Origin of the sequence: Lentzea rhizosphaerae (assembly GCF_042649515.1) — a bacterium.
GTDB classification, from domain to species: Bacteria; Actinomycetota; Actinomycetes; order Mycobacteriales; family Pseudonocardiaceae; genus Lentzea; species Lentzea aerocolonigenes.
In genome coordinates this window covers 185156-207602 of the sequence record NZ_JBHRZI010000023.1, presented here as the reverse complement: position 1 = coordinate 207602, position 22447 = coordinate 185156, and the positions used below count along the sequence as shown (strand labels likewise).

Below are 22447 nucleotides of genomic sequence, written 5' to 3'. Positions count from 1 at the left end.
CTGCTCCCGATCACATCGCGGACCGGCCGTGCCGGGTTACCTCACTCACCCGAACGGCGGCCGGACGATCACCGTTGGTTCAGCCCGTAGGCGCGGATGATCGTCTGATCGACGGTGTTGCCCGAAGCGTCGTGCGCCTGTGCCTTGAGCGACACGAACTTCGCGTCCTTCGGGTGTGCGACCACCGCCAGCCACTGGTCCCGCGAGCGGACCAGGTGCACCGGCTGCCACGTGGCACCGTCGTCGTACGACACCTGCACCGCGGGCTTGCGGAGTTGCGAGAGGTCGGTGGAACCGTTGCGCTGCACGTAGACCGGGAACGTGAACGGCCGCCCCGCCTCGGTGCGGTTGTGCTCGTCCAGTGACGGGGCGAACCGCACGGCCAGCAGCGGCAGAGGCGCGTTGTCCCAGCCCGGCACCGTGTCGGACTTGAACGTCCAGTCCGCGCTGACGGAGGTGGACAGCTCGGACAACCCGGTCCTGGTCGCCTCCGCGTGGAACTGGTACGTGGCCGCGCCAGCGGGCACGGTGCCGTAGAAGGACCCCGTGTACGGCGTGTCGGACAGCACGGTTCCGTTGCGGGACAACACACTGCGAGCACTGGTGGTGCTCGACGTGCCGTAGCGCGTGGAGCTCTGGTCGGTGAACATCGGCACGTTGAGGAACATTTCGTCGCCTCGCCGGGCCCCGAACTCGTAGGGGCGGGACGGGATCTCCGGGAACGCCGGCCCGAACACCGCGGCGTTCCACTTCTCCGTGTGGTGGCCTGGAGTGAACGACCGTGGAGTCGCGGAGTACTGCGTGGTCGCGGGCGGGATCGGGTTCGCGCCGTCGAACTCGGTGAACGATCCCCACCAAGGCGTGTTCGGCGTGTAGTACTCGGTCAACCGCATCGGCGGCTTGCCCCTGGCCACCCGGTCACGTTCGGCCGTGGCCGTGGGACTGCCGTGCGAGGACGCCTGCGAGTGCACCACGGCGAGCGACCGGTCCGAGATCGCCGGGCGCAGGTCGGTGGGCACGGTGTCCGGAGTCGTGTGCGTCAGGTGGTACAGGTACGGGGTGCCGAGGAACTTGCCGTTGCCGTCCGGCTCGGCCAGCAGCGCGGACGCCGTGTACGTGAACGCGCCCGGCGCGGACGTTTTCGCGGGCCGCAGCAGGAAACCGTCGAAATCACGCATGTCCCTGATCACGCCGGTGACGCCCCACTTGGTGTTCAGCAGGAACGCCAACTGCGCCGCGCCCGGCTTCGCGTTGGGTTTGTCGAGCCTGAACCCGGGCTGGGTGCCGTCTCTCGCGTCGTTGACCAGCACACCGTTGCCGGTGACCGTGAACGACGGTTCGACGATCTGCGTCAGCTTCGGGTACTCACCTTCCTGGATGGTCGCATCGTAGTAGTAGGTGCCCTTGGGCAGCCGCTGCACGATCCGGCCCGAGGGATCCCATCCGTAGTACGCCTTCGGGCGGTCGTGGGAGACGAACCTGTACTGGTACCAGTCGGTCGGTGCGCCGTTGCGGCCGAGGAAGCTCAGGTCGATCTCGACGGTCTCGATCTCCTTGCTGAACCCGATCGGCGTGCGCACGGAAACAGTGCCGTCGGACGCGACGAGGGCCCCGCCGTAGAGCCCGTCCGGTGAGTCCAGCGACGTCGTCACGGTGAGGGTCGCCGTCGCCTCGCCGCCCGCGGGCACGACGATCGTGCCGGGGGACACGGTGGCCATGCCCGCGACGGCGGGCTTGCCGGACGGATCGGTCAACGCAGGCGTCAGCGTGAGCGTCCGGGCGGCCGGCCCGACGTTCCGGTAGGTCACCGTTTGCACGATCGTCGGGTCGTCGGTGTGCGGCCACGACGCCGTGCCGAGGCTCAGTGACGCGGGCGCCGCCGTCACCGGTTGCGCGACCGCGCGGGCGACGTCGACCCGTCCCGCACCCTGCTGGTACACCGTCAGCGCGTCGTTCGGGCGGGCGCTGTTCATGAGGGCGGACTTCAGCTGCGCGGCGGTCCAGTCCGGGTGCTGCCCGGCGAGGATCGCCGCCGCGCCCGCGACGTGGGGGGTGGCCATCGACGTGCCGGACAGGGCGACGTGCTGGTCTCCCACCGGGCTGCCGATCCTCCCTCTGGCCGCGCGGGCCGCGACGATGTCGACGCCAGGAGCGGTGATGTCCGGCTTGATCGCGTCGTCGCCCGTTCGCGGTCCCCGTGAGGAGAAGTCGGCGAGCTGGTCCTGACGGTCCACCGCTCCCACGGTGAGCGCGAGGTCCGCGGAACCGGGAGTGTTGACCGACTCGACGTCCCTCCCGTCGTTGCCCGCCGCCACGACGAACAGCGTGCCGGTGTCGGTGGTGAGCCGATTGAGCGCCTGCGACATCGGGTCGGTTCCGTCGGTGGGATCGCCACCGAGGCTGAGGTTCACCACGTCGGCCTTCGCGGCCGCCGCCCATTCCATCGCGGCGATGATGCCGGACTCCGACCCGAAACCGTTGTCGTCAAGAACCTTGCCCACCAACAGCTTCGCATCCGGTGCGACGCCGCGGTACCGGCCATCGCCGGTGACGGTCGCGGCGACGTGCGTGCCGTGGCCGTTGCGGTCGTCGGCGCCGGAAGCGCTGCCGGTGAAGTCCTTCGCCTCGACCACGGCCCCCGCGAGGTCCGGGTGCGCGGCGTCGATCCCGGTGTCCAGCACGGCGACGGTGGTGTCCTTGCCGGTGTGCCCGGCCTGCCACGCCTGCGGTGCACCGATCTGCGGAACGCTCTTGTTGAGCGAGGCCTTCACCTTGCCGTCCAGCCAGATCCGCCCGGCGCCCGCGGTCCGCGGGCCGGAGAGGAACGACGCCGACTTGTCCGCCTTCACCGCCACACCGCCGATGCTCGGCAGCGCCCGGCCGCCGCTCAGGGCGGCGGCCGAGACGCCCTGCACGATCAGCGGAATCGCCGGGCTGGACGCGTCGTCGTAACCGGACCGCATGAGCTCGCTGACGTTGAACAGCCGCCGGTCGAGCTCGCGCGCGGACAGCCGCCGTTCCACGTCCGACGGCACGACGTTCAGATCACCGCGTTCGTCGCGGTACTGCCGGAAGGAGACCCGCTCGCGTTCGCCCCCAGGACGGACGCGAGCGCGATCACCCTCGATCGACACGTGATCACCGGTCAGCAGGGTGATCCCCGCGCCCGGTGGTGCCGGTGCCGGTGCCGGTTCCGCAACCGCCGGAACGGTCACACCGCTCAACGCGGCCACCGTCACGAGGGCAGCGGACAGCCAGAATCGTTTTCTCACACCAAATCTCCCCAGGTTCGTTGTGCGACTACAGGTCAGCGGTCGATCCGCAGCCTCCGGTACAGCTCGACCGGGTCTCCGTCCGGCAGATGGACGTGCGAGTGGACACCGGAGGGTTCGACGACCACCAGGTACTTGTTCTCCAGACGCGCTTTCTTGCCGTCGACCTCGGTGTCGAACATGCTGTCGGGGGTGGCGCCGTCGCTCTGGACGGTCACCCTCGCACCACCCTCGTAGTCCAGGCCCGCGCTCCACCGGAAGCCCAGCTCCTCGATGTAGAGCCCCGTGAGCCGGCCCGGCGGGCTGGTCAGGTGGAACGGAACACGGACGTCCTCCTCGCCGATGCGGACACCGTTCACGACGTCGAGGAGGAGATCCTTGGGGTTGTCCGCGTTCTGCACCGCGACCTCGATCCACGCCCCCGGTGCGTACTGCCACCGCAGCGCGAAGTCGCGTGCCGTGATGCGCACCGCGTTCCACTCCACGTCCCGGCCGTCGGGCGGATCGGTGCGGTAGAGCCACCGGTGATCCACCTGTGCGGGGTCGACCGCGAAGTCCTTGTCGGTGCCGGAGAGTTCCATGTCATGGCCGGCGGTCACCATCCGCAACTCGACCTGCCACGACCCGCTCGTGACCCACTGCCGGTGCCACTCAGGCCTGGTCTCGACGATGGTCTGGTCGGCCCCGCCGGGCAGCCAGCCGAACGAGGCGTACTTCTTCCCGGGCTCGAACACCTTGCTGAACCCCGGTGCCGGCAGCGGAACGGCGGGTTCCTCCTGCGCGGCGGGCGTGAAGACCAGAGCCGACGCGACGAGACACGCGACCACGGCCGACGCCGCGCCCACCGCCCACGCCGTCCGCCTGCGCCGCACGATCCGCGTGCCGGACCGCACGGCCAGCTCGACGTCGACCCGAGCGGGAGGCGCCGGTGCCGACGCGGCGTCATCCAGCAATGTTCGCAAGTAGTTCATCGGCTTTCCCTCCCAACGCCTTGCGCAGGGCCTGAAGCCCCTTGCTCGTCTGGCTCTTCACCGTGCCCTTGGTGCAGCGCAACGCCGTCGCGGTGTCCTCGACGGACAGATCGCAGTAGTAGCGCAGCACCAACGCGGCCCGCTGCTTCGGCGGTACGGCGAGCAGGGCCTGCCGCACCGCGAGAGTGGTGACGGAGTCCTCCGCCTCGATCGCCCGGTCGGCCGCTTCGTCGTCCAGGCGCACGTTGCGCGACCACGCCGAACGCCGCTCCTTGAGGAACACGCGCGTCAGCACCGTCCGCGCGTAGCCGTCGAGGTTGTCGGCGGCGCGAGCCCTGCTCCAGTGCACGAACAACTGCGTGATCGCTGTCTGCACGACGTCGTCGGCCCGGTGCCAGTCCTGACACAGCAGGTACGCGAGCTTGCGCAGCCACGGCATCCGTGACCGCACGTACTCGACGTACGCGGCCTGCTCGTCCACTCTCACGATGACCTGATGCTCGCAGAGCACCGGAAGGTTGCCCGCGACTTTTCGGGATCAGCCGCTACACCGGCTGAAGGGGATTCGCCCGCGTCCAGTCGTCGACGTGGAACGGGGACGTGCCGGACGCGCCCGCCGCGTGGACGACCACCCCGGCGGGCAGCGGTCCGTCGGCCAGCCCGAGCCGGTCGCGGTAGTCCGCCGCGAACGCCTCGGCGACCTCGCCGGCGGTCAGCCCCGGCACGTAGTCGGCCAGGCCCGCGATGGAGCTGTGCCGCAGGTCGTAACCGAGCGCCTCGGACACGTCCACGATCACCGCGCGCACCCGGTCCGAGACGGTGACCTGCACGACCGTGCTGAACAGGGACCCGGTGGCGGTGACCCGTTGCGCCGACCCCACGACCTTCGCGGTGCCACCGACGTTGATGCTGAACTCACCGGGGCAGTACTCGCCGTCGACCTCACCGACACGGGCGTCGACGCCACCGAACGCGCGCAGCACCCGCACGTGGCTCTCGGCGTTCGCGGCGAAGGTCGCACTCCCCGCGTGCCGGATGCCGGTGGTGCGGTCGAGGTGGTCGATCACGACGGCACCGCTGTCGTAGGCGACCATCCGCCCGCCCGGCGACCGGACCACCGGCTCGAACCCCGCCGCGCGAGCCACCTCGGTGGCGGCGGCGATCCCCGGTGAGCGGAGGTCGCGGCCGCTGAAGGCGACGGTGGGTCCGTTCGGCACGTACACGTGGACGAGCTCCGACCACGTGGCGCTGGGGGAGCGCAGCAGCAGGGCCGGGGTCACCAGCTCCGAGACCGCGGAGCCGGTGGTTCCGGACACCAGCAGGCGGGCGTGGCCGAGGTTGTTCGCGGTGGGCACGCGATGATTCTCGGCCACGGCCTCACGCGTCGCTCGACCGCAGGTAGGCGTCGGCACTGGCGGTGAGCCACGCCGCTTCAGGCGCCAGACCCGGCAGAGAGGCCGTGGCCTCGGCCACGGCAAGGACGTGGGGAAGAAGTTGACGCCACAGCGGCCAGCCGGGCTCGCCGTCGGGATTCGACGTGAGCGCACTGCGGAGCAACAGGACCGCCACGCCCCGCCACCCGTACGAGTGGTCGTCCGTGGGCGGGAAGAAGTCGTTGGCCCGCAACAAGACGGCAAGGATCTGGTGCATCTGCAGGGTCTCCTGCCGGATCTGCACCAGCGACTGCTCGCGCAGCTGGGCCAGCAGTGCGGCGAACAGGAACTGGTCCCCGGCGGCACTGGCGAGCGGCAGTGGCAGCGTGTACGAGTTCCTGGTGAAGAGGTCGAGCGGGACGGGCTCGGGAGCGAGCCAGGCGATCAGTGTGGCGAGCTGCATCGCCGCCGGTGATCGCCTGGAGAGCTGGTCGAACGTCACCTTGAAGGACGCGGCGACGGAACCGCGATGCCCCGCGAGCTCGGTTCCGAGGACGTTCCGGGCCGGATCGCGCAACAAGGTCAGGTAGGTGTCAGCGATGAGGCCGTAACCGTTCAGCGCCACCGCGGCCTGTTCGAGTGCCAGGGGCAGGTCGCCGACTGCTTCCGCGATCCGTCCGGCGTCACGCGTGCTGAGGGACGATTTGGGGCGTCGAAGCAGCTGAACCGCTTCGTCACGGGTGAGCTCGGAGACCTCGATGGTCGAACCCAGGGAGTCCCAGTTCGGGTTCCGCGAGGTGATCACCACGTGCCCTGGGCCTCGTGGCAGGAACTCCGCCAGCGCTTCCGGGTTCGTGGCGTTGTCGAAGATGATCAGCCACCGGTCGAGCCGGCGGAGCTGACCGAACAGCCGGGCGACGGCGACTCGGCCGCCGACGTCCGGTTCGGCGAACTGAAGGGCGTGTGCGAGCTCGGCGAGGCGGTCGGTGATCACCACCGGGTCGTCGGCGGGCACCCGCCACACCGTGTCGTAGTCCGTGATGTTCCGGTGGGCGTACTCGACGGCCACCGTGGACTTGCCGACGCCGCCCATGCCGTGCAGGGCCAGCACGGCCGACCTTCCCGCGGGCAGGGAGAGGCTCATGCGGTTGAGAAGATCGGCTCTTCCCACGAACGTGCGCGAGCCCGCCGGGATGTTGGAGGCGGCTCGGCGGTGCCCTGTCTGCTGCGCGGTGGTGGCCAGCACGGTGAGCGCTTGCAGGATCTGGGTCTCGAGCTCGTCGGGGTTCTCGATCGTCACGCAGGTGAGCCCGCTGCGCCCCAACCGTTCCCGGAACGCCAACTGCCGCTTGCCGTGCTCCAGGTCGGTGAGCGTCTGGACGGTCCCCTCCGTGCCCTCGCCGAGGAGGAAGACCAGGCGCTCGATCGAGGAGTTCCCTGCTGTCTCGAACTCGAGCTCGGTGTAGGACACCTCTGGCCGGTCGACGACCGGCGAGCCGTAGCGGAATCCGGCCACCAGGACGTAGACGTTGCAGTCCGCGACGGCCTCGGCGCACACCTGTGCCGGCGGCTGGTCGTGCGCGGTGAAGTAGGCCATGTCGCGTGGTGCGTGACCGGCACGTTTGATCGCCGACTCCGCCGCGTCGATGAACGACTTCCTGGCCGGCCAGGCCCGGAGTTCCGAGGTGTGGCTCAGGAAGACCTTCCACGGAGGGCTGGGCAACCGCGGTGGAGGCGTGGGACTGGCTTCCGGCTCCTGGTCGTCCCCGACCACCTTCTGGATCAGCAGTTGCGCGACCTGGCGTGGCGTCAGCGTCCGTCCGTCGAGGTAGCCGATGCTCGGAGGCCAGCCGGGGATCTCCGTGTCGTCGAGCCGGATCGGCAGCACGAACTGCGAAGACGTGCTGAAGGAACGAGCCAGAACACTGCGGCGTTCGAAGGAGGTCCACGAGCTTTGCGCGTAGAACGCCGAAGCGAAGATGACCACGAACCGTGATCGCCGTCGGTAGATCTCGTCCAGGTACTCGGTGAGTTCACGTCCCCAAAGCTCGGCCGTCTCCTGCACGTCGTAGAAGATCCGGAGGCCGGCGTCCGTGAGCAGACGCGCGACCTCCTCCACGTACGGCCGATCTTCTCCGGCGAACGACAGCGCCAGGTCGAACTCGTACTCCGGCTCCGGCATCGCCCTCGTGGTGTCCTTCGGCTGGTCTTCGTCAGGGACAGGGTGCGAACAACTTACGCGTCCCAGGCCCGTCGTACGCCGCACGATCGGAGAACCGGCACCCGAACGCCGGCGCGGCCACCGCCACACGGTCACCGATCGCGTCACCAGCGGGTTTCGTCCCGCGGTCGACCCACGTCACGAGGTCGTTCCACGCCGCACCGGCCTCGGCAGGCGAGAACTCGCAGTGGTCCACCGTGCGGATCGCGCGCTGCACCAGCCACTTCGACTGACCGTTGCGGGCGACGTCGGATCGGTAGTCCTGCTCCATCGAGAACGGCACGAAGAGGTCGCCCAGCCCGTGCAGCGACAGCACCGGAACCTTCGGCCTGCCCGCGATCCTCGGCACCTCGGTGAGCGCGGGGGAGAGGCGGGACCGCCAGTCCCGCGGTGCCACCCGCTGCACCTCGCGGTTGAGGTCCACCGGCGGGTTCGGCTGGTAGCGGGTGCCGAGGTTGGTCGCCAACCGGCCGGGGTCGCGCGAGAGCGGGGCGTTGTCGTCGGGTGGCGCGGCGAGGCTGAACAGGAAGTCCTTCCAGAACGCGAAGGCGGGCGTCGCGCCAGGGCGTGGTCCGCCGCTGCGTTCGACGACCACCGAGCGGAACTGGGCGCCGCGGTCCGTCACGGTGTCCTGGCCGCCGGGGACGAGCTTGGTCAGGCCCAGCTTCTCCTGGATGCGCGGCACGACGGTGGTGAGGTAGTCGGCAGGCACCGGGTAGGCGCGTTCACCGGCGAGCGCCTGCGAGGTCAGCTGGTAGTCGAGGAAGAAGTCGAACAGCTCGTGATCACCCATCACACCGCACATCGGCAGCGCACCGTCGTAGAAGCCGGGGTACTGCTCCAGCGAACGGCCGATGACGTGACCGCCCATCGACGCACCCGCGATGAGGACCTGCTTCGGCTTCGCGACCAGCGTGCCGAAGTGCTTCGCGAGGTCGTGCGTCGCCTGGACGCCGGCGCGGACGTCGTAACCGTTGCTGTAGTAGGAGGACGCGGCCCAGGCGTATCCCTGGCCGAGCATCCGGGTGCGCAGGCCGTAGGCGGGCGGGTCCACGGTGAGCACGGTGCCGGTGCCGCGGTAGCCGTGCGCCCACATGGCCAGCCGGCCGTTCCACTTCGCGGGCACCTCGACGATGTACGCCGAGTGCTGGTGGATGCCCTGCAGCACCCTCGTCGGCTGTCCGTCGACGATCTCCGGTTTCAGCGGCGGGTTGTTGACGGTGTAGCCGGGCAACGGCTGGTCACCGGGGACACCGGGCGTGGCGAGCGCGGGCGCGCCACCCGCGAGAAGCACCAGTGCCAGCAACGAGATCACGAACCGTGTTCGCATGCCCCACCTCCGTCGTTCATTCCACCCCGGCGGAGTCGTCGCGGCCACCCTTCCATCGGCTGAACCACAGGCGCCCCACCACGATCACGGCGATCACCAGGCACAGCCAGGTGAACCAGTCGCCCAGCCGCGTGTACGGCGTGGCCCGGCAGTTTCCAGCCCATCGGCGATTCAGTTGCCGCGGGGACCGAACGCGTGCCCGAGCACGGCGTGCGACACGCTGCTGCCGAGCCGGTGCCCGTCCCTGGAGGCGAAGCGGTAGTGCACCCCGGCCCAGACCCTGGCCTGGTCCAGTTCGGCGTTCGCCTGGGAGAGGCTGCGGTAGTGGCGGGTCGTGCCGGAGTCGGCGCTGTGGGCGCTGAACGACAGGTCGTCGCGGCCGAAGAACGCGCGCAGCGCCGTCGTCGTGCCTGCGGTGAAGCAGGCGTGCCCCGACGGGTACTCCGGTGACGGCGCGGTGGTGCGCAACGGGGCCCAGGCCGGATCGGGCTCGGTGGCCGGGTTGCCGTCGGTGCCGGCGAGCGGGACCGCGGTCACCGGACGCCAGAAGTCCCAGCGCTTCTTCTCCTGGTAGCAGGCGATGAGCGCGTCGGCGGCGGCCACGTCCACCATCGCGAACAGGCGGGCCGTCTGCAGCGTGCCGAGCCGGTGGGTCGCGGCGAGCTGACGTTTGATCGCCCACTCCACCAGACGCGGGTCATCCCACCAGATCGCCGCTTCGGTCTGGTCCGGTGTGCGGGTTGTGCTGGTGGCCGAGCCGAGCGACTTGATCTCGTTGAAGTCGCGAGCCCACGCCGAGCTGGTCAGGGCCGGCGGGCCGGGGACGCGGTAGGGCTTCGGGTCCACCACGAACGGCTTCAGGGTGGCGAACCAGGCCCCGGTCTGGAGGAAGCCGGGCGGGGTCGGCCGCCACTGGCCGGGAGCGGATCCGACCGGCCAGGTCGCGTCGGAGAACGCGCCGTCGTCGCGCCGGGCGTTGATCATGGCCGTGGCCGCGGCCTCACCGACGGCGATCCCACCGCGTTCGGAGGGGCCGTCGGGGATCGCGGCGAGCGACTCGTCGTAGCGGGCCCGCAGGGAATCGGCCTGGGCGGGAAAGAGCCACACGAGCGTGCGGTAGGCAGCGGTCGCGACGGCCGCTGGGGCCGAGTCGCCCGGCCGCGTGCGCGGGGCGACGAGGTACGGCTCGTACGGGGTGCCGGCGATCGCGTTGGCCGCGTCGTACACCGCGCCCTGCACGATCGCGAAGCTGCGCGCGGTCGCGGTCGGCGACTGCTTGGCGACGTCGAAGATCGCGGTCTCGGCGAGGACGTTCCAGGTGATGACGGCGTTCTGGCGGGGTGCGTCGCCCTGTGCCGCAGGGGCGACCACCACCGAAAGCGCGGTCAGCACAGCTGCCGCGCAGAAACTGATTTTTCCGGGCTCGGAAATACGACGTGTCATGGAATCCCCCAGTGGCAAACAGCTCCACGAAGGTTCCAGTGTCCAGCTGTTGTGCGGCACGGGCAACAAGCTTTGCCGGGTAAGCACTTGCTCCGAACGCGCGATCAACCCGACAGCGCCCGGATCTCCTCGTCGCCGAGCTCGAACGTCAACGTTCCCGCGTTCTCCGCCGCCTGCCTGCCGTTCTTCGCACCCGGAATCGGAAGCACACCGGGCTGCTGGACGAGCCAGCGCAACGCCATCTGCGCGGGCGTTCTGCCGTGGGTCTCGGCCAGGCGCCGCAGCACGGCGTTGACCCGGTCGAGCTCGGCCAGCGCCGTCTTGCCGCGGAACGGCGCCCGGTACCGGCGCCAGCCCGCTGGCCGGTGCTCGGCGTCGTACTTGCCGGTGAGCGCACCTGAGGCGAGCGGCATGTACGCGATGAGCGTGACGCCGAGCTCCCGGCACGCGGCCAGCACGCCGTCGGTCTCGGGCTTGCGGTGCAGCAGCGAGTACTGGACCTGGTTGGAGGCCAACGGAATGCCGCGCTCCGCCAGCGCGGCGTGCGCGGTCCGCATCTGGTCCGCGGAGAAGTTGCTGACGCCCACGGCCCGCACCTTGCCCGCCGCCACCGCGTCGGCCATCAGGTCCATCAGCCGGGGGATCGGCATCCAGCGCACCGGGAAGTGGACCTGGTACAGGTCGATCACCTGGCGCCGCAGCCGGGAGAGGCTCGCGTCGAGCGTCTCGGGCAGGCTGTCGGCGCGGGAGAAGAACTCGGCCGGGAACTTGGTCGCGACGAGCACGTGGTCGTCGCCCTCGGTCAGCTCTCCCAGACGTTGCTCAGACACCCCGTTGCCGTACATGGCCGCGGTGTCGAAGAGGTTCACGCCCGCCGCGAGGCTGACCTGGTACGCCTCGCGCTGGTCGCCGAGACCACTGGTGGGACCGTAGGCGTTGCGGGCAGGGTTCATCCGGGGCGCTCGCGTCATGTCGCCCCACACCATGACGCCGACGCCCAGCGGCGGCACTTTCACGCCTGTCCGTCCCAGCTCACGGGCAGTACTGCTCCCGGTCACGAGCACAGTGTGCGCCCCGATCGGCGGCGCCGCCGGGTCAGCCGCCGAACCCCTCCACCGCTTTGGTCAGTTCGCCGACCGTCTCGACCAGGGGAGCGACGGGTTTGACCATGTTGGTGAGCCGCTCGAGCGTCCGCGCGATCACACCGCGGTCGGGCTCCGGCGAGTCCAGCTCGTCCTGCAGTTCCTCGGCAACCGCCTCGGCCTCCTCGGGGACTTCCGCGCGATGGCGTTCCAGCAACGTCATCAGCTCGGTGATCAGCTCGCTGGTCTGCGGCGAGGCGGTGAAGGTCAGCCCGTGGCTGACCGCGCGGGCGTGCGGGCCGACGGCCTGGTTGCCGACGTTGCTGACGCCGCCGGACTGCTGGATGCCGTAGTTCGGTGAGCTTTCCGGCACTGGTTTCCCTTCTGTCACGCCGGTTTCCCGGCGGCGGGCTCGGGTGCGGGGACCTGCACCGTGGCGGTGGCCTCGCTGCCGACGGCCTGGTTGCCGACGTTGCTGACGCCGCCGGTCTGGATGACGCCCTGGTTGAGGATCGTCATCTGGCGGTTGCGGAACTCCGCCGTGTCCACGCCGTGTTCGTCGAGGAAGTCCAGCAGCGCGGCCAGCACGTGCCGCTCGATCAGCTTGAGGTGCTTGGCGGTGTCGGTCTTCTGGAAGTAGTTGTGGTAGCTGGCGTCCGTGGCCTCCTCCCGGACGCTGAAGCGGGCGCCGTAGTTGTAGCCGAGGTCCTGCCGGGCGATCGCCCGCTCCAAGGCGCGACGTCGTTCCCAGCGCCAGCGGAAGGTGAGGTCGCGCACGACGCGGAAGGGTGCACGCGGCACCGCGCTCGACACCCCGCTCGCCGCCCTGACGAGCAGCCGGCCGATCGCGCCCGCGGTGAGCAGCGGGCTGATCCGGTCCACGTCGTGGTACTGCTGCCACAACGGTCCCAGCACGGTCCGGTCGCACTGCAGGTAGAGCAGGCCGCCGTCGGTCGAGAAGTGCAGGAACGTGCTGGCGACCACCTCACCGCCCCACGACGGGACCTGCGCGCAGAGATAGTGCCGTGCCGACCCGTGCGGGCGTGCGGCGAGCCGGGCCAGGTCGTCGGCGGGCAGGTGCTGCCGGGGAGTCTCGTCGCGTTCGGGCAGCAGAGCCGGGTGCATGGTGAGCGCGTTGCCGCTGACGAACGCCCGTTCGCTGAGGACGAGCCCCGGCAGTTCGTCGGGCTCCACGCCGATGCCGGCCAACCGGTCCCGGACGTGGGTCACGAGTTCGGCGATGTCGAGCGGCACCACGGCGTCGTCGTCGGCAGTGGAGTCACGCCGCAGCGACGGCAGGGCGAACGACCACGTCGACACGAGCGGTCCGTGGCCGATGAACGGCGTGAACCCGTCGTAGATCGTCACGTTGCCGCCCTCGGCCGCGTCGATCGCCGCCAGCCGGTCGGACAACCACGCCTGGCTCGACGGCAGTGCCGGGGCGTCCTCCGGGCTGAACGAGCCTCGGGTGAGCCGGCTCAGCAACGTCAGGCGGGTTTGCCACTCGCTCCACACCATCAGCGCGTACACCACCAGGCCCATCACCAACGCGAGCCACGGCAGGCCGACCAGCCACTCCGCGACCGGCGGCTCCGGCTCCGGGGTTCGCCGCGTCGGCTCCGGTGCGGTGCCCAGCGCGGACACCATCGACACGGACAACAACAGTGTGATCGCCAGCACGATCAGGGCGAACACCACATCGCGGAGCCTGCGGGACTCCCCGGCGCGCCGGGCGAGTCTGCCGCCGACCGGCAGGATCACCAGCAGTGCCAGAACCGTCCACAGTGGAGAGATGATCAGCGCCGCCACCGTCGCCGCGAGCAGGTACCAGTTCCGCACCGTGTGCTGGCGGGCCGCGTCCAGCGCGTGCAGCAACACAGGGCGCAGCGCGAACCCGACCGAAGGTGCCGCCGCGTGCAGGTCGTCGTTCAGCAGCGCCTTGGTCATCCGCGCGGCGAAGCGCTCGTCGGTCCTCGCCGCGACGCACAGGTACCGCGTCGTGTCGTCGGGGGAGAAGGCGGTTGGCTGGCTCATCGATCCCCTTCACCAGAACGACTTCGGTGTGTCGGCACGGCGTTCCCCGTTCGCGGGAGCCCGGCGCTCCGCGGCCACGACGGCGCCGAGCACCAAGCCGAACAGCATCCCGAACGACGCCGACGTGCTGAACAGGCTGAGAAAGAACTCCCCGGACCGGTCGGGCGCGAAGTACCCGTAGGTCGCGCTCGTGTCCATCAGGGTCACTGTGAGCGCTGCAGAGCCCAGTTCGGCGGTCACGGCGCTGAGCGTCGTCAGTCCCACGGTGACGACGAACAGACCCGTGCGGCCCGCGGTCTCGCGGACCCAGCGCGACGTACTGGCCAGCCCCGCGATGGTCAGCGCCACGAACAGCACCGCCCGCAGGTTCGCGAACCAGAACAGGAACGGGCCGACGCGATCGACGTCCACGTGCCAGCTCGCATAGGAGAACAGCACGCTGATGATGCGAACGGCCGAGTCGGCGTCGGACAGCGCGATGGTGATGTCCCGGTTCAGCCACGGGTTGCCGGCCAGCAGGACGTAGCCGATCACCACGCCGACGGCCGGCGTGAACAAGCCCGGTTGCTGAGGCTCCCCCTGTCCTGCCACACGATCAACCTAGTCACGTGCCGGTTTCGCGGCGACGGCCAACCGGCGTAGGTGGTTCACCGCCCGCGGGTCAGCAGCCCTTCGCACGTCCGCACCAGCACGCGGCACGCGTCCGCGGATTTCCTGCCCAGCATCGGGTTCTCCGCGTGTGCCTGCCAGCGGCGCAGGGCGGCGAACGCGGTCTGCCGCACCTCGGCGGCCACGGCGTCCGGCGCCAGGCCCAGCCGGGCCGCCGGGGCGATGCCCTCCTCGCCCAGCAGACGTTCCGCCTCCGCCACCATCGGCCGGGGCAGGGCCACGACGCCGGACCGCAACGCCGACAGCAGACGGAGTTCGGTGAACTCGTGGGTCCCGGCGAGGATCCGTTCCACCTCGCCGGCCAGGCGCCCGCCGCCCGAGGTGCGCACGACCCGGTCCAGCGCCAGCAACGCCGACCGGGCCTTCAACAGGTCACGGCGCTCGCTGAACTGCGTCTGCAACACCCGTTGCAGGTCCCGGAGTCCGCTGCGGGCCACCAGTTCGTCGGCCAGCGCCGCCTGCGACCGGACGCCCTGGCGGATCAGCGTCACCGCCAGCCGGATGCCGAACACGCCGAACCGGCGCAGCAGCGCGGCCCTCTCCTGCGAACCGGAGGTGAACCGGTCCGCCGAGAGCAACGACGACTCCAGCGACTCCCTGGGCTCGGCCGCCAGTGCCGACAGGGCCACGAACTCGGCCTGCGTCAGCGTCCGCCCGGCCATGGCGACCAGGCCCGCGACGGCGACCACGTTCTGCGCCAGGCCGTGCAGTTCGGGTGCGGAGCGGTAGCGTGCCGCGATGGCACGGGCCGAGATCATCGCGTCGACCCGGCCGCCGGCGATCTCGTCGGCGCGGGAGATCACCGCGACGGTGTTGACGGCGGCCGCGCGGGCGACCCCCTGATCGCGGAAGGATTCCAAAAAGGACGCATCCGCCGAGTGCAGGTGCTTCATCAGGTACACCACGGCGTCCGCCTCGGTCGGCGTCTCGTCGTCCGGGGTCAGGAACCGCACCGCCCGCGCCGAGTTCTCGGCCGTCAGGGAAGCGATGCCCGGCGTGTCGATCAACGTGGTGTGCCGCAGGCTCTGCGACGGCCAGTCCACGACCAGCCGGTTGACCGCGGCACCGCCGAGGTCCATCGACAGGGCTCCGTCGCGGCGCACCACCGGCAGCGAGACCGGGCTCCCGGCCACGGGATGCATCACGACGCGCGGCGAACGCCCGTCCTGGTACCAGGTGACGACCCGCGTGCACTCACCGGCGTCGGTCGGCGCCAGCGAGTCGCCGACCAGCGCGTTGAGCAGCGTGGACTTGCCCGCCTTGACGCGTCCGGCGATCGCGACGCGCAGCGGTGAGTCCAGGCGGTCCAGCTGACCGCGCAGGAAGTGGGCGGCGCGCGGCTGGTCGCGGTAGGCGTCGACCGCGAGGGACAGCACGCGGCGGACCTCGTCGGTGATCACGCGGTCACCTCCGCACGGACCTTCTCCAGCACCGCCAGTTCCGCGGCGATCTCCTTCAGCCTGGCCGAACGGTCGGCAGAGGAGGCCTTCACGGACTTCTGAGCGGACTGGATCGACTCCTGCAGCGAGCGCTTGAGCTGCTCGGCCAGCGCGGTGAAGTGGTCGCGCAGGTCGCGTTGCATCGCGCGGAGAACGTCGCGGGACTCCTTGCCGGCGTGGAACGTCACGTCGTCGACGTACCGGCGCAGCGCGGTCTTGGCGTCGTTCTGGCGGCGCTGGACGATGCGTTTCCGTTCGTCGCCGATGGTCTTGCCGCCCAGCAGCACCGCGGCGCCGATGGAGATCGGGTTGATCAGCGACAGCCCGATCGCGGAGCCGAGCAGCCCGAACATCAGCAGACCCGAGTACCCGCCGCGCAGACCGCTCAGGAAACGGCCGCCCACACCGAACTTCTCGTCGGAACGCACCTCCAATGCGCGCACCGAACGCAAAGGGTCGCCGGACGACGTTCGCAACGACGGCAAGGTCTGCTCGCGTTCCGAGTCGAAGTGCTCGGCCACGCGTCGGGCCAGCCAGCGCGCCCGCTGGGTCGCCCAGACCGAGTTCGCCGAGACGGCCGACGCGGCGGCGTCCTGGACCCACTTCGTGAACTGGTCCCAGATCTTGGTCGGATCACCGTCCATGATGGACTCCTCCGCTTCGCGGACGATCTCGCGCATGCGGTCGCGCAGGTCGTAGTCGACGTCGGCGTTCAGGTCCGCGACACCGTCGGACAACGTCTGCTGCCAGCGCGCCGAGCGTTCCTTCAGCCCTGCGGCGCGTTGCTCTGCCGCGGAGAGCTCGTCGATCAACGCCTGGGCGGACGCGGGATCCGACTGCGCCGACTCCTCCGCGCGCAACGACGAGATGATCTGGTCGAGGACGGCGTGCACGTCGTGCGCGGTCGAGCGACGGGCCAGCGACTCGGCCTCGCCCAGCACCTTCTTGCGGATGTAGGTGACCAGCGGCGGGTAGCCGGACTCGCGGTTCACGTCCTGGTCGCCCGTCTGGAGAGCGTGCCAGCGCAGCGTCGACGACACCGTGAAGAAGGACGGCGTCAGCCCGACGGCTTCCAGGTGCGACTTGTTCTGGGAAGCGACGAAACGCCAGTCCGGGTAGAGGTCGGTCTTCGTGACCACGCACGCCACGTTCGGGCACACGGCCACGGCGTTGCGCAGGAACTCCAGTTCCGGGGCCGTGTACTCCTGGGACGCGTCGGACACCAGGAGCACCGCGTCGGCGGTCGGCAGCGCGGACATCGTCGCCGCGCCGTGGACCGAGCCGAGCCCGCCGACACCGGGGGTGTCGACGAGCTCCAGCCCCGCTGAGTCCGATCCGGGAGCGAGGATCGTTCGTGGAATCCCGACCTCGACGTGGTCCAGCCGTTCGGCGTTGCCGGGGTTGCCCGACTCCGACGCGTGCGCCGCCAGCTCCTCCACCGGCACCTCGATGCGCGAGTCACCGCGCACCAGGGTGACGACGGGCTGATCGGCGTACCGGACGACGGTCGGGACCGAGGTCGCGACGTCGTCGAACACCGGGCACACCGGCGCCCCGAGCAGGCCGTTGACCAGCATGCTCTTGCCCTGCTTGAACTCACCGACGACCAGCAGCCGCACGCGGTCGTCCTGCAGTCGTGCCCTCGCCTGGCGCAGCCGCGCTTCGAGGTCCGGCCGTCCGTAGCGCGCGATGGCGGCGAGCGCGCGGTCGACGGCCTCGATCGGTGTGGTCGTCATGAGCTCACGCAACCACCGGGTCGGGTTCGGGCAGGGGCTCCGGCTCGACGTCCACCGGAAGTGCGTCCGGAAGGGGCTCCGGCTCGGGCAGCACGACCGGGTCGTCCAGCACGATCTCCGGGTCCTCGTCCAACGGTTCCGGCTCGAGCGGCACGTCGTCCTCGTCCTTCAGGACCGGCTCCGGCTCGTTGAACGAGTCCTTCACCTGCACGACGTTCGTGTCGTTGTCCTGGATCGCGACGGAGTTGACCTCGGTGTCGTCGTCGGAGTTGAACGAGTCGTCGATGATCGTGACGTCCCGGTCGTCGATGCTGATGTTCTGCTCGATGTTCGTGACCGGCTTCTCCACCACGTACTCGCGCGTGGTGTGGTGGATCTCCCGGACCGGGTCGTCGTCGTGCGAGGACGATCTCTCCGCACCGCGGGCGCGCACCCCGCCGGAGTCGGCCATGATCAGCCGCGCGTCCCGGACGTCCTGTCCGGTGACGCCGTTCAGACCCGCCTTGGTCAGCTCGGCGTCGGGGTTCTCGTCGAACGCCTTCTTCGCCTCGTCGTCCTTCAGCAGGTTCATCAGGAAGTCGATCAGGGTGGACAGCACGTCCGGCTCCTCACGTGGAACGAGCCGGCCCTGGTGGCCCAGGGCCGGCCCGGGATCAGAAAGCGGGCAGGTCCAGGTCCTCGACGATGTTGTCGATCTCGTTCTCGACGTCGATGTCGAAGTCGTTGGACTGGTCCGACACGGCGGTCAGGTCGGCGTCCTGGTCCGAGACCTGGTCGACGTCCTGGTCCAGGTCCTGGTCGGCGTCCACGTCGACGTTGGACTGCGCCGCGCCGCCGTTGCCGCCGGACGCGTCGGCGTCGCCACCGTCACCGGTCACGCCGCCGTTGCCGCCGAAACCGATGCCGCTGCCACCCGACGTGGAGCCGAAGTTGACGTTGACGAGCCCGTCCTGGTCGATGTCGCCGCCGGCGCCGCCCACCCCGAGGCCGTTGCCCCCGTTGGCGCTGCCGCTGTCGCCACCGACGGCCGTCCCGCCGTCGCCTCCGCCGCCACCCTCGGTGTTCGTGACCGTGGTGGTGTCCTGGGTCTGCTCGGCGTCCTGGTCCGCGGCCTGCGGGTTGACCTGAGCCGTCTGCAGCTGCTGCTCGGCGGCGTTGGTGGTGTCGAGGTCCAGGTCGGCGGTCAGGTCGGCGAGGAACGCGTTGAGGTCGATGGGGGTGCTCATGTCCTGCTCCTTGGTGTTGGTCGCCGGCGGCGGTTCCGACCGGCTGACAACAACGAAGTTAGGTTCCGGCGAGGCCTCTGCCATCGGGACCAAACCCTGTTCGTCGCGGCTCCGAACACAGGGATTGAGGGGGTCGTTGAGGGATTGCTCCTTGTTTCGTCAACTGCGGTGAACCGGCCAACTGAGACACACGTGTAGGTACGTCCGCTGCGAAGTGCCATAGGAGAGTCCGATGTCGTACCAGGTTGGACTGGATCTGGGATCGACCTTCACCACGGTGTCGACCTGTAGACCAGATCAGGCCGCGAGGCTTGAAGTGCTTGTGCCGTCAGTGGTTTTCCAGAGTCCTGACGGGACGTTCCTCGTGGGATCCGAGGCCGAACGCCGTGCGCTCGCCGATCCCGGTCGCGTCGCGCGGCAGTTCAAGAACCGAATCGGCGACCCCACTCCGTTGCGGATCGGTGACGCCGCGTTGACGGCCGAGGCGGTGACCGCCCGATTTTTGGTGACGTTGCTCGGTTCCCTGCCTGACGGAAGGCCCGCGCGGGTGGCCGTGACGCACCCTGCGGGGTGGGGCCACTACCGGCTGGAGTCGTTGCGGGCCGCCCTGTCCGCGAACGGTCTGGCCGACGTGCTGCTGGTACCGGAACCGCAGGCCGCCGTCCGCGCGCACGACGCCCTCGCGCGCCTGCAGGACGGTGCGGTCGTCGCCGTGTACGACCTGGGTGGCAAGACTTTCGACGCCGCTGTGGTGCGCAAGCTCGCCGCGGACAGGTTCGTGCTGGCCGGGCCGCCGGAGGAGCTCGAGGTCGGTGGCCTCGACTTCGACGAGGTGGTGTTCGGGCACGTCGCCGAGGCGCTGCCTGGTTGGGACGCGCTGGACCCGGCGGATCCCGCGGTGCTGACGGCGGTCGCCGAGCTGCGGCGCGCGTGCACCGCGGCCAAGGAGAGGCTGTCCGCCGACACCGAGGTGCTGATTCCCGTGGCGTTGCCGGGGATCGCTGTGCGGGAGGTGCGCCTGGGACGACCCGAGTTCGAGTCGATGATCCGGCCGGCGGTCGAGGAGACGGTGGCCGCACTGGACCGCGCGCTGCGGGCCGCCGGAACATCGCCTCGCGAGCTGGCCGCTGTGCTGCTGGTCGGCGGTTCGTCGCGGATTCCGCTGGTGACGCAGGAGGTTTCCGCGCAGCTCGGGCGGGCCGTGTCACCCGCGCCCGCAGGCATCGTGGCCATCGGTGCCGCGCTGGAGGCCCGCGGTCTCGAACCAGCGCCGGCCGCGGCCGCCACCGCGACGTGGACCCGCCCGCCGCTGCCGGAAGCGCCGAAGTCGTTGCGCCGCAAGCGGACGAAGCTGACACCGTTCGTGACGGCCGGAGTGCTCGCGGTGGCCGTCGCGGGTGGGGTGCTCGCGAACAACGTGCTGACCAACAAGGCCGGTGCCGAGTCTCGAACTCCCACCACGACCGTGGTGCCCACGACGACGCAGACCGTCGACGAACCCGCGGTCGTGGAGTACGTGCCGACCCGGCCTGCTGCTCCGGCGCCTGCGCCACGGACGACCCAGCCGCCGAAACCCAAGCCCACCACCACGACCACGCGTCCTTCGACGACTGTCACCACGACCAAGTCCACTCCGCCGCCGCCGAGCTCGACGACCACCACCACGAGCGGCACGACGAAAGCCGGTGCCCCGTGACAAGACCTGCCGTTCCTCCTAGACCTCGCCTGCAACGCTTTCAGCCCGTCTCGCCGGTGAAGCCACGTGTGGTCAGGATCGCCGTGTGGTTGTGGGTCGTCGCCGCGGTGGTGCAGCCGGCCAGCTCCGTGCTGGCGTTGATCGACGTGCGTCAGGGCGTGGTTGCTGAAGTGGCGCAACGGTTTCCGGCGGAGCCTGCGGTCGCGCAGGAACGGGTGGTGGTCGCCGTGCTGGCGCTGCTGCTCGGTGCCGGGCTGCTGATCGCGGCCCTGGAACTCGGGCTTGCTCTCGCGCTGAACCGGGGGAAGCGGTGGGCGCGGGTGGTGTCGGTGGTGCTCGTCGGTGTCGTCGCGGTGATCGCGGCCGTGGGGCCGGTGCACTTCGTGGTGGCGAGCGGGATTCCCGTCGTCGCGGTGGTCGTGTCGTTCCTGCCCGCGGCGCGCGCGTGGTTCGGAGGGGGAGAGAAATGATGAAGGCACCCGAGGTCGAACAGGCGTGGAGAGCCGGGAACACGGCCGCGGCGATAGAGGCGGCGGACCGCATCCTCGCCGAGGGAGCGGACCAGAACTGCCTGGCCGCGGGAGTAGCCGCCGCGGCCGCCGCAGCCGACGGTTCGCTGCTCGATGCGGCAGCCAGGTGGAGGGTGATCGCGTCCGCACTGACAGGCGCCCCGTCCGTCGCCGCGCAGGGACGGGCAGCGCTCGCCGCATGCCTCGGCGGCGACGTCGAAGCGGCAGACCGCGACCTGGCCGCTGCCCGCGAGCAGCTGTCGGGCGCGGCCCCGCGCGGGCTGACCGTCTTCCTGGACGGCGTCGACGCCGCCATCGAGGCGGTGCGCGGCGGGTTCGACCGCGCGGCCCGCAGGCTCGCCGGCTTGGCGGCCGCAACCGTGCCACAGGACGGCCTGGCCGCCGAGCGTTGGGACGACCTGGCCGTGACCGTCCTGATCGCGGGCGGCGACGACCGAACGGCCCAGGAAGTCCTGACCGCCCACGAAGACCGCCCGCCCACCGCCCGCCGTCGCCTGCTCTCCGCCTGGCTCCACCTGCGCGCAGGACGCCTCGCCGAAGCTCGCGCCGCAATCGTGGCCGCCGGCAACACCCCGGTGTTGCGCCGCGACGCCGTCCTGGCGGCCGCCGTGACGATCGGCCTGGCCCGGCGCGCGGGTGACGCGGAGGCGTTGCGAGCCACGTGGCGCCGCGTAGCACCGGTAGTCGCCGGCGCCGACGTCGAGATCCTGCTGCTCGACGCCTGGGGAGAGCTGTCCGTCGGCGCGGCCGCGGTGTCGCGGTTCGACGGCGAGACCGTGGTGGAGGCCATGACCTGCGCCATCGCTCAGGCCGGCGTGCCGCAGTGGGCGCTGGAGTCGAACCACTGGTGGAAGCTGCACCGCGCCATCGGCTCCGGGGACGCCGAGGCGGCGACCCAGGCCGCGGCGGCGCTGCAGGCCTCGGAACGTGGCGCGGCGGCACACGCGTGGGCCTCCGTGGTGCGCGGAACCGTCGACGGACGCGAGGTCGCCGCCGTGGCCGCCGGTCTGGACGACGCCTGGGAGGCCATGGCGCTGTGTGGCGCCGCTGCGGCCAAGCTCAACGACCCGTTGGAAGCGCGGGAGCTCCTGAGCACCGGGCGGGCGTTGCGGGCTCGCTTCGCGACCGAGGAGGCGGCCGACGGGCTGTCGAAGCGGGAGCGTTCGGTCGGCGAGCTGCTGCTGGACGGGCTGACGCAGAAGGAGATCGGCGCGCGGCTGTACATCTCGCCGAAGACGGTGGAGCAGCACGTGGCGCGGATCCGGCAGAAGCTCGCGGTGTCGAGCCGGGCGGAGCTGATGGCGTCGCTGCGGTCGCGCCTGGCGGGCTGACGGCCCGCGGCTCGGGTGGTGGCTGGAGGTAGGGGCGTGGTTGGGGGGGCTAAGCACCAGGCCAAGCCTCCAACCCGTTCCTGTTCCCTTTGGC

The 22447-nt window shown here is 70.5% G+C and carries 19 protein-coding genes (1 of these 19 only partly in view); 4 read left to right on the top strand and 15 right to left on the bottom strand.

Features of this window, described 5'->3' with window-relative positions; translation table 11 throughout:
* Window positions 1-68: 68 nt before the first annotated feature.
* From ACFOWZ_RS28000 to ACFOWZ_RS27930, 15 genes are all read right to left on the bottom strand, one after another.
* Window positions 69-3272 carry a S8 family peptidase gene (locus tag ACFOWZ_RS28000; RefSeq protein ID WP_382376889.1) on the bottom strand — a complete coding sequence of 1068 codons (3204 nt, stop codon included), beginning with the start codon at window positions 3270-3272 and terminating at the stop codon, window positions 69-71.
* 35 nt (window positions 3273-3307) lie between these two features.
* Window positions 3308-4243 carry a hypothetical protein gene (locus ACFOWZ_RS27995; protein ID WP_382376888.1) on the bottom strand — a complete coding sequence of 312 codons (936 nt, stop codon included), beginning with the start codon at window positions 4241-4243 and terminating at the stop codon, window positions 3308-3310.
* The gene (locus tag ACFOWZ_RS27990) at window positions 4215-4730 is read right to left on the bottom strand and encodes a SigE family RNA polymerase sigma factor (RefSeq protein WP_382376886.1); all 516 of its coding nucleotides are present in this window, start codon (window positions 4728-4730) and stop codon (window positions 4215-4217) included. Before ACFOWZ_RS27990 ends, ACFOWZ_RS27995 begins: the two co-directional genes overlap by 29 nt.
* Window positions 4731-4788: 58 nt before the next feature.
* Window positions 4789-5598 carry a lipoyl protein ligase domain-containing protein gene (locus tag ACFOWZ_RS27985; protein ID WP_382376885.1) on the bottom strand — a complete coding sequence of 270 codons (810 nt, stop codon included), beginning with the start codon at window positions 5596-5598 and terminating at the stop codon, window positions 4789-4791.
* A 22-nt stretch (window positions 5599-5620) separates the two neighbouring features.
* Window positions 5621-7798 (bottom strand): FxSxx-COOH system tetratricopeptide repeat protein, encoded by a 2178-nt coding sequence (gene fxsT / locus ACFOWZ_RS27980; protein WP_382376884.1) that lies wholly within the window; start codon window positions 7796-7798, stop codon window positions 5621-5623.
* A 31-nt stretch (window positions 7799-7829) separates the two neighbouring features.
* On the bottom strand, window positions 7830-9167 hold the full coding sequence (locus ACFOWZ_RS27975) for an alpha/beta hydrolase family protein (protein ID WP_382376883.1): 1338 nt from the start codon (window positions 9165-9167) through the stop codon (window positions 7830-7832).
* Window positions 9168-9338: 171 nt separating this feature from the next.
* Window positions 9339-10610 (bottom strand): vanadium-dependent haloperoxidase, encoded by a 1272-nt coding sequence (locus ACFOWZ_RS27970; protein ID WP_382376882.1) that lies wholly within the window; start codon window positions 10608-10610, stop codon window positions 9339-9341.
* A 104-nt stretch (window positions 10611-10714) separates the two neighbouring features.
* Window positions 10715-11668 (bottom strand): aldo/keto reductase, encoded by a 954-nt coding sequence (locus ACFOWZ_RS27965; protein WP_382376881.1) that lies wholly within the window; start codon window positions 11666-11668, stop codon window positions 10715-10717.
* A gap of 37 nt (window positions 11669-11705) precedes the next feature.
* Complete coding sequence (locus ACFOWZ_RS27960; RefSeq protein ID WP_382376880.1) at window positions 11706-12065, bottom strand: hypothetical protein; 360 nt, start codon at window positions 12063-12065, stop codon at window positions 11706-11708.
* Between the two features lie 14 nt (window positions 12066-12079).
* Complete coding sequence (locus tag ACFOWZ_RS27955) at window positions 12080-13726, bottom strand: hypothetical protein (RefSeq protein WP_382376879.1); 1647 nt, start codon at window positions 13724-13726, stop codon at window positions 12080-12082.
* Between the two features lie 9 nt (window positions 13727-13735).
* Window positions 13736-14317, bottom strand: a complete 582-nt coding sequence (locus tag ACFOWZ_RS27950) for a hypothetical protein (protein ID WP_382376878.1) — start codon at window positions 14315-14317, stop codon at window positions 13736-13738.
* Between the two features lie 56 nt (window positions 14318-14373).
* On the bottom strand, window positions 14374-15795 hold the full coding sequence (locus ACFOWZ_RS27945) for a dynamin family protein (protein ID WP_382376877.1): 1422 nt from the start codon (window positions 15793-15795) through the stop codon (window positions 14374-14376).
* Window positions 15792-17570: a dynamin family protein gene (locus ACFOWZ_RS27940; protein ID WP_382376876.1), complete on the bottom strand. Its 1779-nt coding sequence runs from the start codon at window positions 17568-17570 to the stop codon at window positions 15792-15794. Before ACFOWZ_RS27940 ends, ACFOWZ_RS27945 begins: the two co-directional genes overlap by 4 nt.
* Window positions 17571-17574: 4 nt before the next feature.
* Complete coding sequence (locus tag ACFOWZ_RS27935) at window positions 17575-18168, bottom strand: IniB N-terminal domain-containing protein (RefSeq protein WP_382376875.1); 594 nt, start codon at window positions 18166-18168, stop codon at window positions 17575-17577.
* Window positions 18169-18223: 55 nt separating this feature from the next.
* Complete coding sequence (locus ACFOWZ_RS27930; protein WP_382376874.1) at window positions 18224-18796, bottom strand: hypothetical protein; 573 nt, start codon at window positions 18794-18796, stop codon at window positions 18224-18226.
* Window positions 18797-19160: 364 nt separating this feature from the next.
* On the opposite strand from ACFOWZ_RS27930, the gene ACFOWZ_RS27925 reads away from it, so the two are divergent.
* The 4 genes in view from ACFOWZ_RS27925 to ACFOWZ_RS27910 are tightly spaced (at most 56 nt apart) and all read left to right on the top strand, a layout consistent with a single transcriptional unit that may run on beyond the window.
* A complete protein-coding gene (locus ACFOWZ_RS27925; RefSeq protein WP_382376873.1) occupies window positions 19161-20492 on the top strand; it encodes an Hsp70 family protein in 1332 nt (443 codons plus the stop codon).
* Between the two features lie 56 nt (window positions 20493-20548).
* Complete coding sequence (locus tag ACFOWZ_RS27920) at window positions 20549-20962, top strand: hypothetical protein (protein WP_382376872.1); 414 nt, start codon at window positions 20549-20551, stop codon at window positions 20960-20962.
* Complete coding sequence (locus ACFOWZ_RS27915) at window positions 20962-22353, top strand: helix-turn-helix transcriptional regulator (RefSeq protein ID WP_382376871.1); 1392 nt, start codon at window positions 20962-20964, stop codon at window positions 22351-22353. The genes ACFOWZ_RS27920 and ACFOWZ_RS27915 overlap by 1 nt, the downstream gene beginning before the upstream one ends.
* A 40-nt stretch (window positions 22354-22393) precedes the next feature.
* A protein-coding gene (locus ACFOWZ_RS27910) for an endo alpha-1,4 polygalactosaminidase (RefSeq protein WP_382376870.1) crosses the window boundary here: on the top strand, window positions 22394-22447 show its 5' end (the start). 693 nt of this gene lie beyond the right edge of the window; the window shows 54 of its 747 coding nt (coding positions 1-54); the start codon lies at window positions 22394-22396; its stop codon lies beyond the right edge, outside the window.